Here is a 15,949-nt window from a genome sequence, read left to right as displayed (position 1 = left end):
GCACAAAGGGGTTCAGACTTATGACAGATCAAAACAGAAAAGAGCTTTTGCATAAAACCGGGGAACTTTATAAGCAATTTATTGAGAATCAAGATGAACAAAGGGCTGCTAAACTGGCTGCGGTCATGAAAAAAGCGGCTGATGAAGAGGTTTATATCGCGTTTACCGGGCATTATTCAGCGGGGAAATCGTCACTGCTGAACTGCCTGTTAATGGAGAATATTTTGCCGACAAGCCCGATTCCGACAAGCGCTAACCTTGTTGTGATCAGAAACGGGGAAAAGCGAGTTCGGCTTCATACAACAGACGGAGCGTGTGCTGAGCTGGAAGGGGCTTACCAGAAAGACAAGGTGCAGCAATATTGTAAAGACGGGGAACAGATTGAAAGCGTCGAAATTTTTGACAGGTATACTGAGATCGATTCCGGGGTTGCGTATATTGATACACCAGGGATAGATTCAACTGATGATGCGCATTTTCTATCGGCTGCTTCTATTCTTCACCAGGCGGATGCGCTGTTTTACGTCGTTCACTATAATCACGTGCATTCTGAGGAAAATGTAAAGTTTCTCAGGTCAATAAAAGAAAGCATTCCGAATGTGTATTTTATCGTCAATCAAATTGACCGCCATGATGAGACGGAGACGAAATTTGGAGACTATAAAGCGCAGGTAGAGGAGATGCTTTGCAATGAAGGGATTTCAAAGGAAGCGCTCTATTTTACGTCAGTAACAGAACCGGACCACCCGTTCAATCAGATGGGGGCCCTGAGAGAAGAGTTAAGAAGAATAGAACAGCAATCAAAAAGCAATATGCAGGCTTTAACCGAACAAAAAGTCCGTAATCTGCTAAAGGAACATACGGAAATGCTGAAGAAAGACGAAACAGGCGCTCCGAGTTTCGCTGAACAGCTTAATATCCAAACTGGACTGGTCCAATCGCTGCGTGATCAATTGGATGAGGCCGAAAAACAAACGACTGAGGCAGAGAAGAGGATGCAGGAAGAAATCAATCGTATTTTAAAAAACGCCAACCTGACGCCTTTTGAAAACCGTGAATTGGCGGCTGCATTTTTAGAATCACAAGAGCCTTCTTTTAAAACCGGCTTTTTCTTTTCTAAAGCGAAAACTGCACAGGAAAGAGATAAAAGGCGGAATGCTTTTTTCTCTGATGTGGCAAAACGAACAGAGGCCGAAGCGGATTGGCATATAATAGACACGCTTCATAAACTCGCCAAGGCATTTGATGTCTATACCGCTGAAAGTGAAAAGCTGATTCAGGCCTATCGCACACCGCTTGATATAAGCATCATTGAACGCGCGGTCAAGCATGGTGCAGCCTTTTCCTCTGAATATGTATTGCAATATACAAAAGATTTGGCAGAGCTCATCCGGAAAGAGGCGAAAAGAGAAGCCGCAGACATCATAAAGGTGCTCTCCGCTATGGTGAAAGAGCGTGTTTCCAAAGATGTGCAAACGATTAACGACCGGCTCGTCCAAGAATCAGAAAAACTTGTCTTTCTTCAAGAACAGGCGCGTTTAGAGAATAATGCCCGAGAGAAAACCGATCGCCTGTGGGCCATTTGGGAAGAAGAGTCCGAATGCCCAATGCATATAGACACAGAATGGTTTAAATCGAAGAAAACAAGAGTGGCGGCTCCAGAGCAGAAACAAGGCCAAAGCCAGCTGACGGCGCAGCCGATGCCGAAATCAGAAATCAAAATGGAACAAGAAATGCCGCTTCAAGACCAAATCAAACGCTTTTACACTTTGTCTGACCTTTTAGGCGAATGCAGCATGTTGTTAAAGCAAACTTCAGCGTTTCGTGAAAGGGTGAAAAGGCTTGAGGAACGGAAATTTACACTCGCTCTTTTTGGAGGCTTCAGCTCGGGGAAATCATCATTTGCCAATGCGCTTGTCGGCGAAAGAGTGCTGCCATCCTCACCAACGCCAACCACAGCGACAATTAACAAGATCACAATGCCAATCAATGGCAACTTAAACAAAACAGCGGATGTAGCGTTTAAGACAGAGGATGACATAACGGCTGAAATTTTGCAGCTCACCGGAATACCAAAGGAGCCGGCAGGCCGTTCTTTCACAGAGAAGTGGGAAAAGGCAGTCAAAAAAAACAGGCTGCAGGAAGAACACGTGAAATTGATCAGCAATTTCCTGCTTGCATACGAGAAGTATCAGCAGTATATACAGGAACAGAAGAAATTAACGATTCCGCTATCTGAATTAAAGCCGTATGTAGCAGAGGAAACAACGGCCTGTGCTGTGAAAGAGGTAACGGTCTACTATACATGCCCGCTCACTGAAAAAGGGATTACGATCGTTGATACACCCGGCGCGAGCAGCATGAATAAACGGCATACAGAACTGGCATTCCAATATATCAAAGATGCTGATGCATTTTTTTATATGACTTATTATCAGCACTCTTTTTCAAAAGGAGACCGTTCATTTTTGCGAAAGCTTGGACTTGTGAAAGAATCGCTCAGCATGGATAAAATGTTTTTTATTATTAATGCTGCAGACCTTGCAAAAGATAAAACAGAGCTCGAAACAGTGACCGATTATGTCAGCGCAGAGCTTGTAAAAGAAGGGGTTTATGAGCCGCAGCTCTTTACCGTATCAAGTAAGGAGGAACTGGTGGGAAAACCGGAGTCATTTTATAATCAGTTCCCGAAAGTAAGAAAACACTTAGACCGGTTTATCGAAGTGGATGTAAAAAAAGCGTCAGCAGCGCAGCTCAGTTCGGAGGCAGACAAACTATGCGAAACTGTTTTTCAGCTTCACCAATCCCAGCATCAGTCCCGAGAAGAGAAGGAAGCGCAGAAACAGCGCCTTATGCTGTCATTTGAGCGGACAGCGGCCGATATCGAGAAACGGCGGAACTCAGAAACCATCATTGAAAAAGTAAAAAAAGATACAAGAGAGCAGCTATATCACATTACACAGCGATTATCATATTTTGCAAATGATTTATTAAAATCGGCATTTCATCCCGGGCTGCAAAACGGGGATTGGAAAAAGAACGTCAGTAAGGCGATGACAACAGCCTTACATGAATATCAATTTGAATATATTCAGGAAATCAAAACGCTTGATGTTCGCATGAGCGGTTTCATCGAACGGCATATCAATGAAGAATGGCTGGATCAGTTTCAAAAAACATTAAACGAGGACGGCTATTTTTCCGTTTATGCGGGTGATCAGCATTCAAACGGCATACAGTTGAAGGAAGTTGAACCAGAAATAGAAGAACGTGCTTTTGAGCAGGAACTAAAAGAGGTCAAATCACCGAAGCAGTTTTTTGAGCAGAAAGGAAAATCGGCCTTTATCGAAGCTGTACGGATGAAACTTACGAAAATCACAGAGGCATGGATAAAAAATGAAGAAGAAAGCCTGATTTCTCATTACACAGCTCACCTCAGACGCTTACAGGAAGATATGGGCGAAAAAGCAATCGCGCAAATAACGGATCAAAAAGAGACATATTTAAGAGGATATGCGGAAGGGGAACATGCGAAAGAGATTGAAATAGCGTACCAGGCGTGCATCTCCTGGAAAAATTCAGACAATACAATAAAAATGTAAAATTCAGTTGGCTTGTATTTCAAGTCATGATAGACTAAATAGAAAAAAGCGAGATGAACGATTAATGTCAGAGGTACATAAAGCAATTTCAGCACATTCATCAAAACAGCACGAGCATATCAAAGCATTTATGCGTCTTGAAAATATGCGTGAATTGGCGATTGAAGAAGCTGTTGCTAAATGCAAAAACGATGAGCCTTATACTACAGATGCAATTAATGAAATTACCGAGCAAATGAATCAGCTCGCTAAAAAAGGCATCGTCCCGACAAGACGGCTTGTATCAAAAGAAATGGTCAGAGAATACGTAAGCCGCATGTAAGCTGGATGATCCTGTCGCGAGTGAACCTCCTGCCGGAAGCATATACTATATGCATCCGACGTAAGGGGGGATTCATGTTGGGCAGAACAAAGCTCGGAAACAGAAATGCACAGGCGAATAACAATGCCAAAAAGAAAAACGGATTTCAAACCCATTTTGACTCTTACGCAGGACGCGAAGCTGAAAAGCTGATCGCCAGCAACAAAAGACACAACGATTGATAAATATCCAAACAGTATCTCTAAAGTATCTCTAATTAAAGAGATACTGTTTTTTATTTTTGGGCTGCTTTATGATAAAATAGAAGGAATGAAAGAAAAGGGAGTTATTTGATGAATAATAATAAACTATTGCTGGTTGACGGCATGGCTCTTTTATTCAGGGCCTTTTTTGCCACGGCCGTACATCGCAACTTTATGATAAATGACAGCGGGGTGCCGACGAACGGCGTCAACGGCTTTTTAAAGCATTTGATTACAGCTGTGGAAACATTCCAGCCGACACACGTCGTCTGCTGCTGGGACATGGGGAGCAAAACGTACCGAAATGACTTGTTCCAAGATTATAAGGCCAACCGCAGCGCGCCGCCTGTGGAGCTGATTCCTCAGTTTGATTTGGCAAAGGAAGCAGCCGCAGAGCTTGGAATCATGAATATTGGCTTTGCAGGCTATGAAGCGGATGACTGTATCGGTACTCTTGCCGATTTATTTGCAAATGAAGCGGACATTACGGTCGTAACAGGGGACAGAGATTTACTTCAGCTGTTAACGGATAAAGTAAGCGTTGCTTTGCTTCAAAAAGGAATCGGAAATTATAAAGTCTATACAAAAGAGACTTTTTATGAAGAAACAGGCGTAATGCCGAAGGCTTTGATAGATATTAAAGCGCTTATGGGAGATTCTAGTGATAACTATCCCGGAGTCAAAGGGATTGGAGAAAAAACAGCCTACAAACTGATTCGTGAATACGAAACGATTGACCGTTTATTGGAAAATCTTTCTCTTCTTCCAAAAGGACAGCAGGGAAAAATTCAGCAAGGTTTAAGCGATTTGGAGATGTCGAGGAAGCTTGCGGAAATTCATTGCTCAGTGCCGCTGGCCTGCACACTGAAAGACGCTTTATTTACTTTGCAAATGGAGCAGGCGGCTGACATGCTTCGCCGCCACCAAATCAAAGGAATTGAGCGTATGCTTGAAAAGCTGAACGCTAGAGAGATCGTTTAGATCCTTCTCTAGCGTTTTGTATTGCTTTTTTTTGCTCTCTCCTCAAGCTCTGTTTTAGGGTCATTATGTGTATTGCCTTCCAGGTCGCCTTGCGGAGTAACACCGCCGGTCAGCCGGCCTTTATCTTTCTTTTTCATGTTAGTTCACCTCGCCATTAGGATGAACCAATGATCAAGATTTAATTCTTTTCATTCAGCCGAATCGCTTCTTTTGCCAGAAGATCGGCTTTTTGGTTTTGCTTGCCCGGTATCCATTTGATGAAAAAAAGAGGGAATGCCGCTTTTAATCGGATGATTTCTTCTACGAACGGTTGAAACATTTTATTTTTAACCATTTCAAGCTCAGTGGCGCGTTCCACAATATCTGAATCGGTTCGAAAGGAAACCGATTGATACCCGCGCGTTGCACATAGCTTCATCCCTTCAATTAATGCAAGAAATTCCGCTTCCTGATTTGTATGCACTCCGATTGGAATAGAGAAGGATTCTGCTGTTCCCTCATGTTTGATAAAAATGCCGATACCCGAAGGCCCGGGATTACCAGCGCTTGCGCCGTCTACGTATATTTCTGTAGGCATTATGAACTCCTTTCATCTTTAGGTATCATTTTTTTGGCTGCATAAGCATAAGGCAATGAAATCAAAGATACCGCAAACTTAATCAAATATGTAGAAATAAAAATATGAAGCCACACGCCTGCCGGATAAATGCCGAGAAAGGCGACTGAAGTGAATATGAATGTATCAAACAGCTGGCTGACTGCTGTACTGCCGCCGTTTCTGAGCCATAAAAGCCGATCAGAAGGAAATATCCTTCTAATTGCCGAATATACATAAACATCCAGCGTTTGGCTGAAGATAAAGGCAAGCAGACTTCCTAACGCAACTCGCGGAAGGAATCCGAAGATCGTTTCCAGCGCTGTTTGTGATATGTCGCTGGAAGCCGGTTCGAAAAGCAGCACACCCTGCATGACAAATGTCAGCGTCAGGAGCGTTGAGAATCCGAGCCATACCGCTTTTCTGGCTTCAGCTGGTCCGTATTTTTCATTCAGCACATCTGTCGCAAAAAAGATTGTGCCATACATCACATTCCCGAGTGTCGCTGTTAAGCCAAACAGTTCGACTGTTTTGACGACTTGGAGGTTGGCGCAGACTGTCGCAAAACCGATCCAAACAAACAGTCCCATTTTGCCAAATCCTTTATAAAATAAAAGAACAATGATAAAATGAATGATCGCAAAAAAGATCCAAAACGAATTATTAAACAAGATGAAAAAGCTTCCTTTCCGGGGTAAGATTGGTTTGATTATAGCATAAGCCCGGCAACTAATGAATGGTAAGGTGATTGTAATGAAGCTCAGACCGCATTTGAAAATAGAAGCAAAAGGAACGGGATCCGTCTCATTTTTTAGCGAAGACTGGTTGACAGCACAGCAGGCACGTATGTTCGCCAGAGAACTTGGCCGTTTTCCATACATGAAGGAGCTAGAGTTCGAAGACGAGAAAGGCGGCAGCTGGACGCTGAAGGAATTGGAAAAGCTGACAGAGGAGCTTGCTCAAGAGCCTGATGACATTACTGTTTATTTTGACGGCAGTTTCGATAAAGAGAGCGAACTGGCCGGTCTCGGGATCGTCATCTATTATTCATTGGGAGGAATCCGGCATCGCTTGAGAAAAAATAAAAGCTTCCGGCTGAAAACCAATAATGAAGCTGAATACGCAGCGCTTTATGAAGCAATAAGAGAAGTAAGAGAGCTTGGGGCAAGCAGAAATTCAATTACAATCAAAGGGGACTCGCTTGTTGTGCTGAATCAGCTTGACGGCAGCTGGCCTTGTTATGATCCATCTCATAATGAATGGCTGGACAAAATAGAAGCACTCCTTGAATCGCTGAAGCTTACTCCAACCTACGAAACAATACAACGAAAAGACAATCAGGAAGCTGACGGCCTCGCTAAAAAAATTCTATCCCATCAATTCGTAGAAAGCCACACGAAATTAGACCGTAACGGAGATGACGATATTGGATAAGAAAATGATCTTTAAAGAACTGACAGAACTGCACGATGAATATTGCAAGGACTGTTTTATTAAGAAGCAGTTTCGCAAAGAATTTGGCAAAACTTATGCGCATTCATTTTGTATCAATAAATGTACGGTTGGTGAAAAGCTGAAACAATACGGAGATGTCTTAACCAATCACTAAAAATAAAAACCGCAGAAGCTGCGGTTTTTATTCTTTGAATTCATCCAGCTGATGCTCGCTGTCATCTAGCAGCTGCTGTTGCTGCTTTATAAATTCAGGATCATCGAGAGCTGCCAGCTCTTCAGATTGTGACAGTTCTCTAGCATCCTCAATGGCTTGGTATGCAGAGTCGACTAATGTTTTGCTTTGGCCTCTCGTCGCGGCTCCTGTTGTTTTCTGCGCTGTTTCCACCGCTAGTTCCAGCTGCCGCTTATCCGTAAAGCCAGTCTGATCCTCATTATGAAATTCTGAAGTCACCAAAAACACCTCCGCCATTATTTTGCAGAGTTTTTTTGAAATTTATGTACCAAAATAGAAAAGAAAATAAAAATAAGCCGATATAACTATTGAACCAGAATAAATAGGACCATTTTTACTATTTGAGGTATCTTGATAGAGAAGGGGAACGCAGCTATGGATGATAAAGACTTGAAGTTGATCCTTCACAAAACATTTATAGAAATATACAGTGATTTAGAAGAACTGGCGGATATCGCGAAAAAAGGAAAACCATCAATGGAAAAGTATGTTGAAGAGATTGAACAGAGGTGCAAACAAAACATTTTGGCGATTGAAATCCAGATGAAAATCAAATAGGAGAGGCGAATGCCTCTCCTCTATTTGTCATCTCATCATCATGTATTGAGTTTAGAGTTTTACAACATTAGAAGCTTGAGGTCCACGATTACCTTCGACAATTTCAAAAGAAACTTCTTGTCCTTCTTCTAATGATTTGTATCCATCTCCTTCGATAGCTGTGAAGTGAACAAATACATCGTCTCCGCCTTCAACTTCAATGAAGCCGAATCCTTTTTCGTTGTTGAACCATTTTACTTTACCGTTTTGCATATTGCTTAATTCCTCCTAGTACTGTAGCACCCATGTGCTAAAAAAAATTTTGTCATCATTTAACTTTGATTCATTGTTAAATGATGGTTCAACTATACACCATCTGGGAGCACCCGTCAAGTTGCGAAACGGCTTATTTTTCAAAAGAAGGGCAAGTTCCATAAAAAAATGTAACCGCTTTTATTGATGGCTGAATATAAATAAAAAGAGCACACGATTTTCGTATGCTCTCAAGTACGCCATTACGATAGCACTTTGGCTTTTTGTTTGGCAGTCATCATTTCTGATTCCTTCAGGATATCCTCTAAAATCACTTCAGAGGAGTTTGCTAAATGAAGGTCCTTAATGTTTTTCTTCATGCGCTGCAAGGTATCTTCATCTGCAAGAAGGGAAGTGACTGATTCGAGAATCTCTTCATGACGGTTCACAACGATGGCAGCTCCGCGGTCTTCAAAGAAGTTTGCATTTTCTTTTTCCTGGCCAGGCACGGGTTTGTACAGAATGACAGGCACTCCAATGGCTGTGGCTTCTGTCAAAGTAATGCCGCCGGGCTTGGTAATCATGCAATCTGTGATCCGAAATAGTTCATCAATGCGCTCCACATAGCCCAGAACTTTTAATTTGTCACCATTTTCCGCCTCAAGCGCACTCAAAGATTCTTTTAAAGCCGTATTTTTCCCGCAAACGACAACCACTTGCACTTGGTCATCCTTGACAAGGTTTTCGCACAGCTCTTTTACGTTCTTTAATACACCGTGAGCACCTGCCATGATCAGAAGCACTTTTTTGTTTGGTGAAAGATTGTACTTTTTATATATCGGGCCAACCGGCATGGATTCTTCAAATTGCGGCCTGATTGGAATTCCTGTGATTTTTACGTTGCTTGGATGAGTGCCGATCTCCAGCAGTTTTTCCTTCACGTAATCTGTCGCCACATAATATTTATCAACGTTTTCGTGAACCCAAATTTTATGAAGACAAAAATCAGTCATAACGTTGAAGGTAGGAATGACTCTTCCAGTTCGGCGTCTGTATTCCGGCACGACGATCATCGGAAATGTATTAATAATAATATCGGGCTGATGTTCATCGACAAGTTCGCCCAATCTTTTATTACCCATTTTAAAGTAAATATTGAATTTACGTTTATTATAGATTTTGTCAACTCCGTAATAAAACAAACGATAAAACTGTTTCCCGATTGAGAAGCTTTTTAAATAAAGGTATTGAGTTACCTCTGAAACAATCGGATTTGACTCTTGGTACAAATTAGAAACTGTTACATGCTGAAAGCCGAGCCGTACACATTGTTCATAAAGTGTTTTGGCTACCTGCACATGTCCATTTCCGTAATTTGCAGTCAAAATTAATACTCTTTTATTGGTATTCAAGTAAATTCACCTCAATGTAATCAACAACAAGCAAGCTTCATGCATCGTAAGGAGTTATTGTCTATACATAAACATAACACAAATACATAATCGAATTATTAATGCAGTGAAAAAGTTAAGCTAATTTTAAATGATTTGGATTCCAGTATTTTAAATTTTTGTTATACGCAGACTGAATCAGATGTATTTTATCATATTTTTTGCTCAGCGTATCACTAAAAAAAGAAAAATTAGTCCCATTCATAAGGAGTTTCTTGGTAAACGTAATAATTCAGCCAATTCATAAACAATAATGTGGCATGCGCTTTCCAGCGATTCACTGGCTCGTTGCTGCCTTTTGCAAAATAATGTTTAGGTGCCTCGACAGTAGAAAGGTTTCGTTCCAAATCTCTTTCATACTCTTGAAGAAGCGTATTTGTATCATATTCAGGGTGCCCTGTCAAAAAGACTTGTTTTTCGTCTTTAGACACAATTAAGCAAACCCCGGCTTCCTTTGATGCGGTAAGAATGTTTAACTCGGGCACTGCTTGAAGCTGTTCCATATTTATATCTGTATGCCGGGAATGCGGCACGTAGTATAGCTCGTCAAAACCTCTTACCAATCTTTCGTGTTTTGAAAGAACGGTATGTTCGAACACACCGAAGATTTTTTTCGGCATTTGAATTTTTTCCACACCGTAATGGTAATACAAACCTGCTTGAGCACCCCAGCAAATATGCAAGGTTGAAGTGACATTTGTTTTGCTCCACTCCATGATTTCCTTGAGCTCTTCCCAATATGAAACATCTTCAAACGCCAAATGCTCGATCGGCGCACCGGTGATAATCATGCCGTCAAACCTCTTGTGACGGATATTGGAAAAAGTCGTGTAAAATTCGTCAAGGTGTTCTCTCGCAGTATTTTTCGGCGTGTGTGTGCTTGGGATTAAAAATGTGAAATGAACCTGTAAAGGCGAATTTCCAAGCAATCTGAGAAGCTGAGTCTCTGTTTGGATTTTTTTCGGCATCAAATTTAATATAATAATTTTTTGCGGCCGGATATCCTGATGAAATGCTCTGCTTTCATCCATTACAAATATATGTTCACTTTCAAGCACCTGTTTTGCCGGCAGGTGTGTTGGTATATTAATAGGCAACGTGCCACCTCCATTATTTCCCCGTTTAATTTTCTTCATTATAGGAATTTTCACGCCAATTTTCAATCTATCTATACGTGTTGAGGGGGAAACAACAGAAAACTCTTTAAATAAAACGCACTGACACGCCTTTTGGTTTCACAGTAAAATGATTTTCAAAGATGTCAGAGGGAATTGTAATGTTTTATAGAATGATAAGATAAAAAATGAGCCATATGAATTGATAATGAACGGACGCTCATATCGTTAAGTTTCTTATGAGTTCTTATTTGATGTTTACATTTTGAATTGCGATTTAAAAAAGGTAAAATAATCAGCACCAGGGACATAGGAGGGACTTACATGTCTATTTATCATATGAAGGTACGTACAATCACAGGGAAAGACATGACACTTCAGCCTTTCGCGGGAAAGGTACTGATGATCGTGAATACAGCAAGTAAGTGCGGTTTTACTCCCCAATTGAAGCAGCTGCAGGAATTATATGATACATATCAGCAGGATGGGCTGGAGATCTTAGGGTTCCCCTGCAATCAATTCATGAACCAAGAGCCTGGTGAAGAGGCTGACATACAGGAATTTTGTGAAACAAATTACGGTGTTACATTTCCTATGTTTTCAAAAGTGGATGTAAACGGGAAAAATGCCCACCCGCTGTTTGTGTATTTGACAGAACATGCGAAAGGGATGCTGGGAACTAAGGCGATCAAGTGGAATTTCACGAAATTTATAGTGGATAGAAATGGAGAAATCGTTGGCCGTTATTCACCAAATACAAATCCGAAAGAGCTGGAAAACGATATCGTGAAGCTGTTAGAGCAATAAAAAGAGGGTGTTTTTGTGAAGGAATTGAAGCAGGCAGAGCAAATCAGGGCATGGGTTCAATCTATCCTGACTGACGAAAGCTCTGGACATGACTGGCATCATGTATCAAGAGTAGCAGATCTTGCAGCGTATATTGGAGAAAAGGAAAAAGCGGATTTGTTCATTGTTGAAACGGCGGCTTTGGTTCATGATTTAATTGATGTGAAGCTGCCTGACACGGTCAGGCTTTCTGTGAGCGAAGTATATGATCAGCTCGTTTTTTTCGGAGTAGGAAAAGAGAATGCAGACAGGGTGATTCATATTATAACAAGGATGTCCTTTCGGGACAGGGGGAAATTGGCGAAGGAGCCGCTCTCAATTGAAGGAAAAGCTGTACAGGATGCTGACAGACTTGATGCGATTGGTGCTGTCGGCATTGCGAGAGCTTTCATGTTTGCGGGCGCAAACGGGCATAGCCTTTATGGAGATGAGCAAAGCGCCTACGCTCATTTTTTTCATAAGCTGCTGCGGCTGAAAGATATGATGAATACAGACACTGCACGGGAACTGGCAGAAGAAAGACACAATTTTATGCTTCAGTTTGTCCGCCAATTAGAAAAAGAAATACCCGGGATTGATGCCAAAACGTCGTAATAGAAGGCTTGGAGCGACTATGATAGAATAAGTCACAGATATGCTATAGGAGGACGATCATGAAGATAAAATCAATTGAACCTACACCAAGCCCGAATACAATGAAAGTCATCTTAACGGAAGAGCTTCCGGCGGGCAAAAGCAATAACTATAAACCTGAGCAAGCAGAAGGCGCACCGCCTGTTATAGCGGAAATTCTTAAAATAGATGGAGTTAAAGGGGTATATCACGTCGCAGATTTTCTTGCTGTTGAACGGAATGCAAGATACGACTGGAAAGACATTTTACCGCAAGTCCGCACTGCATTTGGGATGGAAAGTGCTGAAAGCGCGGAAGAAAATCGTTCTGATCAAGAATCTTTTGGAGAGGTAAAAGTTTTTGTGCAGATGTTCAGCGGCATTCCTATGCAAGTTAAATTGACCGATGGAGAGCGGGAAGAACGCTTCGGCTTACCTGAACGCTTTCAGCAGGCGATCTTAAAACTTAGATCTGAAGCTTCCAATGTTGTGTTTGAGCGGGCTTGGAAAGAACAAGGTGTCAGATTCGGTGACTTTGATGAAATCGGCCATGATGTGACAGAAGAGCTTCAGGCGGCATACAGTGATGAACGGCTGAAACGACTGACTGAAGCAGCCGCTCAAGGAAAGGGCGAAGCAAAACAAGCTGTACAGCGCAAAGCGTATAAAGTAACGCTTGACATGCTGGATGATGAGGACTGGAAAAAGCGTTATGCACACTTGGAACAGATGGATCCGAAAGAAGAGGATATCCCGGTTTTACAGAAGGCATTGGATGATCCAAAGGTGTCCATCAGAAGACAGGCTGTTGTGTACTTAGGGATGATTGAAACACTTGATGTTCTTCCTCTATTGTATAAAGCACTTGAGGACAAAGCTGTATCAGTCAGAAGAACGGCCGGAGACTGCCTGTCTGATATCGGCGATCCTCAAGCCATGCCCGCTATGATCAAGTCGTTAAGCGACTCCAGCAAGCTTGTTCGCTGGCGTGCGGCCATGTTCCTGTACGAAGTCGGGGATGAAAGTGCAATTGAAGCTTTGCGCGCTGCAGAAGAAGACCCCGAATTTGAGGTCAGCCTTCAAGTCAAAATGGCGCTTGAACGTATTGAGCATGGAGAAGAAGCAAAAGGTTCTGTTTGGAAACAAATGACAGAAAGCAGAAAAAAAGGCGAATAGAAATAAAAAAGGTGCAGATCATGCACCTTTTTTATGTGAATTCACTTTTTATAAAAATTATTTCGAATATTGTTGAAAAATATCCGAAAACTATTTATAGTAAGTAACAATATTAATAGTTGGAGGGTTCAAATCGAAAGAAAGCTATATAAATATAAAAACACGATAGAACAAAACAAGGTGAGGGCGGCCTGTATTTTATCTTATTTGCAAAAACAGCCCATAAATAAACTGAAAATTGTCAAAATAAAATCCAATCAAACAATTGAAAGAATTTAGGAGGATCACCATGGCAGAATTACGCAGTAATATGATCACACAAGGAATCGATAGAGCTCCGCACCGCAGTTTGCTTCGTGCAGCAGGAGTAAAAGAAGAGGATTTCGGCAAGCCGTTTATTGCGGTGTGTAATTCATACATTGATATCGTTCCCGGTCATGTTCACTTGCAGGAGTTTGGGAAAATCGTAAAAGAAGCAATCAGAGAAGCAGGGGGCGTTCCGTTTGAATTTAATACCATTGGGGTAGATGATGGCATCGCAATGGGGCATATTGGTATGAGATATTCGCTGCCAAGCCGTGAAATTATCGCAGACTCTGTGGAAACGGTTGTATCCGCACACTGGTTTGACGGAATGGTCTGTATTCCGAACTGCGACAAAATCACACCGGGAATGCTTATGGCGGCAATGCGCATTAACATTCCGACGATTTTTGTCAGCGGCGGACCGATGGCGGCAGGAAGAACAAGTGACGGGCGAAAAATCTCCCTTTCCTCAGTATTCGAAGGGGTAGGCGCCTACCAAGCAGGGAAAATCAACGAAAACGAGCTTCAAGAACTAGAGCAGTTCGGATGCCCAACGTGCGGGTCTTGCTCAGGCATGTTTACGGCGAACTCAATGAACTGTCTGTCAGAAGCACTTGGTCTTGCTTTGCCGGGTAATGGAACCATTCTGGCGACATCTCCGGAACGCAAAGAGTTTGTGAGAAAATCGGCTGCGCAATTAATGGAAACGATTCGCAAAGATATCAAACCGCGTGATATCGTTACAGTAAAAGCGATTGATAACGCGTTTGCACTCGATATGGCGCTCGGAGGTTCTACAAATACCGTTCTTCATACGCTTGCCCTTGCAAACGAAGCCGGCGTTGAATACTCTTTAGAACGCATTAACGAAGTCGCTGAGCGCGTGCCGCACTTGGCCAAGCTGGCGCCTGCATCGGATGTGTTTATTGAAGATCTTCATGAAGCGGGCGGCGTGTCAGCGGCTCTGAATGAGCTTTCCAAGAAAGAAGGAGCGCTTCATTTAGATGCGCTGACTGTTACAGGAAAAACTCTTGGAGAAACCATTGCCGGACATGAAGTAAAGGATTATGACGTCATTCATCCGCTGGATCAACCATTCACTGAAAAGGGTGGCCTTGCTGTTTTATTCGGTAATCTAGCTCCGGACGGCGCTATCATTAAAACAGGCGGCGTACAGAATGGGATTACAAGACACGAAGGGCCGGCTGTCGTATTCGATTCTCAGGACGAGGCGCTTGACGGCATTATCAACCGAAAAGTAAAAGAAGGCGACGTTGTCATCATCAGATACGAAGGGCCAAAAGGCGGACCTGGCATGCCGGAAATGCTGGCGCCAACATCCCAAATCGTTGGAATGGGACTCGGACCAAAAGTGGCATTGATTACGGACGGACGTTTTTCCGGAGCCTCCCGTGGCCTCTCAATCGGCCACGTATCACCTGAGGCAGCTGAGGGCGGGCCACTTGCCTTTGTTGAAAACGGAGACCATATTATCGTTGATATTGAAAAACGCATCTTGGATGTACAAGTGCCAGAAGAAGAGTGGGAAAAACGAAAAGCGAACTGGAAAGGTTTTGAACCGAAAGTGAAAACCGGCTACCTGGCACGTTATTCTAAACTTGTGACGAGTGCCAACACCGGCGGTATTATGAAAATCTAGACAGCTGGGGACACTTTCTTTTATTTTAAGGCGTGAACATTTGAAATCCGGCCCTCTCTATAGTATCCTTTACTTCAGATGAAGGATACTAGAGGGGGCTTTTTTTTATGTCAATGGCTTATGAAGAATACATGCGCCAGCTTGTCGTACCGATGCGCCGCGAGCTGACTGGAGCAGGTTTTGAAGAGTTAACAACAGCGGAAGAAGTAGAAAACTTTATGGAAAAGGCAGAGGGCACAACTCTTGTAGTCGTTAACTCTGTATGCGGCTGTGCGGCAGGCCTTGCGCGTCCTGCGGCTACACAGGCAGTCCTCCAGAATGACAAAACACCTGACAATACGGTGACTGTTTTTGCGGGCCAAGATAAAGAAGCTACTGCGAAAATGCGTGAGTATTTTACTGGCCAGGAGCCTTCTTCACCATCAATGGCTCTTTTGAAAGGCAAAGAAGTCGTACATTTTATTCCGCGTCATGAAATTGAAGGACACGATATGGAAGAAATCATGAAAAATCTGACTGCTGCCTTCGATGCGCACTGCTAAATGCCCGTTTTCCGGGCATTTTCT

At 42.6% G+C, this 15,949-nt stretch carries 20 protein-coding genes; 12 read left to right on the top strand and 8 right to left on the bottom strand.

Going from position 1 to position 15,949, the window contains the following annotated elements:
* The first annotated feature begins 20 nt into the window (after positions 1–20).
* From dynA to exnP, 4 genes are all read left to right on the top strand, one after another.
* The gene (dynA, locus tag NYE53_RS10925) at positions 21–3,602 is read left to right on the top strand and encodes a dynamin GTPase (protein ID WP_339244725.1); all 3,582 of its coding nucleotides are present in this window, start codon (positions 21–23) and stop codon (positions 3,600–3,602) included.
* Positions 3,603–3,666: 64 nt separating this feature from the next.
* Positions 3,667–3,924 carry a YpbS family protein gene (locus tag NYE53_RS10920; protein ID WP_014477141.1) on the top strand — a complete coding sequence of 86 codons (258 nt, stop codon included), beginning with the start codon at positions 3,667–3,669 and terminating at the stop codon, positions 3,922–3,924.
* 74 nt (positions 3,925–3,998) lie between these two features.
* Positions 3,999–4,145 carry a hypothetical protein gene (locus tag NYE53_RS10915; protein WP_003230761.1) on the top strand — a complete coding sequence of 49 codons (147 nt, stop codon included), beginning with the start codon at positions 3,999–4,001 and terminating at the stop codon, positions 4,143–4,145.
* Between the two features lie 111 nt (positions 4,146–4,256).
* A complete protein-coding gene (gene exnP, locus NYE53_RS10910; RefSeq protein ID WP_003230763.1) occupies positions 4,257–5,147 on the top strand; it encodes a 5'-3' exonuclease ExnP in 891 nt (296 codons plus the stop codon).
* A gap of 8 nt (positions 5,148–5,155) precedes the next feature.
* On the opposite strand, the gene sspL is transcribed toward exnP, so the two are convergent.
* The 3 genes from sspL to NYE53_RS10895 are packed head-to-tail and all read right to left on the bottom strand — an operon-like array spanning position 5,156 to position 6,413.
* Complete coding sequence (gene sspL, locus NYE53_RS10905; RefSeq protein ID WP_003218255.1) at positions 5,156–5,284, bottom strand: small, acid-soluble spore protein L; 129 nt, start codon at positions 5,282–5,284, stop codon at positions 5,156–5,158.
* A gap of 41 nt (positions 5,285–5,325) precedes the next feature.
* Complete coding sequence (locus NYE53_RS10900) at positions 5,326–5,724, bottom strand: reverse transcriptase-like protein (RefSeq protein WP_015714135.1); 399 nt, start codon at positions 5,722–5,724, stop codon at positions 5,326–5,328.
* Positions 5,724–6,413: a queuosine precursor transporter gene (locus tag NYE53_RS10895; RefSeq protein WP_014480082.1), complete on the bottom strand. Its 690-nt coding sequence runs from the start codon at positions 6,411–6,413 to the stop codon at positions 5,724–5,726. The genes NYE53_RS10900 and NYE53_RS10895 overlap by 1 nt, the downstream gene beginning before the upstream one ends.
* 82 nt (positions 6,414–6,495) lie before the next feature.
* On the opposite strand from NYE53_RS10895, the gene NYE53_RS10890 reads away from it, so the two are divergent.
* Positions 6,496–7,176, top strand: a complete 681-nt coding sequence (locus NYE53_RS10890) for a ribonuclease H family protein (protein WP_128747140.1) — start codon at positions 6,496–6,498, stop codon at positions 7,174–7,176.
* Positions 7,169–7,351 carry a zinc-finger domain-containing protein gene (locus tag NYE53_RS10885; protein ID WP_004399003.1) on the top strand — a complete coding sequence of 61 codons (183 nt, stop codon included), beginning with the start codon at positions 7,169–7,171 and terminating at the stop codon, positions 7,349–7,351. The genes NYE53_RS10890 and NYE53_RS10885 overlap by 8 nt, the downstream gene beginning before the upstream one ends.
* 27 nt (positions 7,352–7,378) lie before the next feature.
* Here the strand turns inward: NYE53_RS10885 and NYE53_RS10880 are convergent, their stop codons facing one another.
* Positions 7,379–7,648: a DUF2564 family protein gene (locus NYE53_RS10880; RefSeq protein ID WP_130572491.1), complete on the bottom strand. Its 270-nt coding sequence runs from the start codon at positions 7,646–7,648 to the stop codon at positions 7,379–7,381.
* Positions 7,649–7,804: 156 nt separating this feature from the next.
* Here NYE53_RS10880 and degR point away from each other — a divergent pair, with 156 nt between their 5' ends.
* Entirely contained in the window at positions 7,805–7,987 is a 183-nt protein-coding gene (gene degR / locus NYE53_RS10875; protein ID WP_003230774.1) for a transcriptional regulator DegR, read from the top strand.
* A 51-nt stretch (positions 7,988–8,038) separates the two neighbouring features.
* On the opposite strand, the gene cspD is transcribed toward degR, so the two are convergent.
* The 4 genes from cspD to metA form a co-directional block, all read right to left on the bottom strand.
* A complete protein-coding gene (gene cspD / locus NYE53_RS10870) occupies positions 8,039–8,239 on the bottom strand; it encodes a cold-shock protein CspD (protein WP_003230776.1) in 201 nt (66 codons plus the stop codon).
* A gap of 15 nt (positions 8,240–8,254) precedes the next feature.
* The gene (locus tag NYE53_RS10865; protein WP_120028300.1) at positions 8,255–8,401 is read right to left on the bottom strand and encodes a hypothetical protein; all 147 of its coding nucleotides are present in this window, start codon (positions 8,399–8,401) and stop codon (positions 8,255–8,257) included.
* An 80-nt stretch (positions 8,402–8,481) separates the two neighbouring features.
* Entirely contained in the window at positions 8,482–9,630 is a 1,149-nt protein-coding gene (locus tag NYE53_RS10860) for a diglucosyl diacylglycerol synthase (protein ID WP_072175969.1), read from the bottom strand.
* Positions 9,631–9,860: 230 nt separating this feature from the next.
* The gene (gene metA, locus NYE53_RS10855; RefSeq protein WP_326225386.1) at positions 9,861–10,766 is read right to left on the bottom strand and encodes a homoserine O-succinyltransferase; all 906 of its coding nucleotides are present in this window, start codon (positions 10,764–10,766) and stop codon (positions 9,861–9,863) included.
* Between the two features lie 342 nt (positions 10,767–11,108).
* On the opposite strand from metA, the gene NYE53_RS10850 reads away from it, so the two are divergent.
* From NYE53_RS10850 to brxA, 5 genes are all read left to right on the top strand, one after another.
* Positions 11,109–11,591: a glutathione peroxidase gene (locus NYE53_RS10850; protein ID WP_327829396.1), complete on the top strand. Its 483-nt coding sequence runs from the start codon at positions 11,109–11,111 to the stop codon at positions 11,589–11,591.
* A gap of 15 nt (positions 11,592–11,606) precedes the next feature.
* Positions 11,607–12,224 (top strand): Mn(2+)-dependent (deoxy)ribonucleoside pyrophosphohydrolase, encoded by a 618-nt coding sequence (gene hdhQ / locus NYE53_RS10845; RefSeq protein ID WP_327829397.1) that lies wholly within the window; start codon positions 11,607–11,609, stop codon positions 12,222–12,224.
* 59 nt (positions 12,225–12,283) lie between these two features.
* On the top strand, positions 12,284–13,417 hold the full coding sequence (locus NYE53_RS10840; protein ID WP_339244719.1) for a conserved virulence factor C family protein: 1,134 nt from the start codon (positions 12,284–12,286) through the stop codon (positions 13,415–13,417).
* Between the two features lie 289 nt (positions 13,418–13,706).
* The gene (gene ilvD, locus NYE53_RS10835) at positions 13,707–15,383 is read left to right on the top strand and encodes a dihydroxy-acid dehydratase (protein ID WP_009967560.1); all 1,677 of its coding nucleotides are present in this window, start codon (positions 13,707–13,709) and stop codon (positions 15,381–15,383) included.
* A 107-nt stretch (positions 15,384–15,490) separates the two neighbouring features.
* Positions 15,491–15,925, top strand: coding sequence for a bacilliredoxin BrxA (gene brxA, locus NYE53_RS10830; RefSeq protein ID WP_003230794.1), 435 nt, complete (start codon positions 15,491–15,493; stop codon positions 15,923–15,925).
* The last annotated feature ends 24 nt before the right edge of the window (positions 15,926–15,949 follow it).

The organism is Bacillus sp. FSL R5-0523 (assembly GCF_037975295.1).
Lineage (GTDB): Bacteria > Bacillota > Bacilli > Bacillales > Bacillaceae > Bacillus > Bacillus subtilis.
This window is presented reverse-complemented; position numbering and strand designations above follow the sequence as displayed.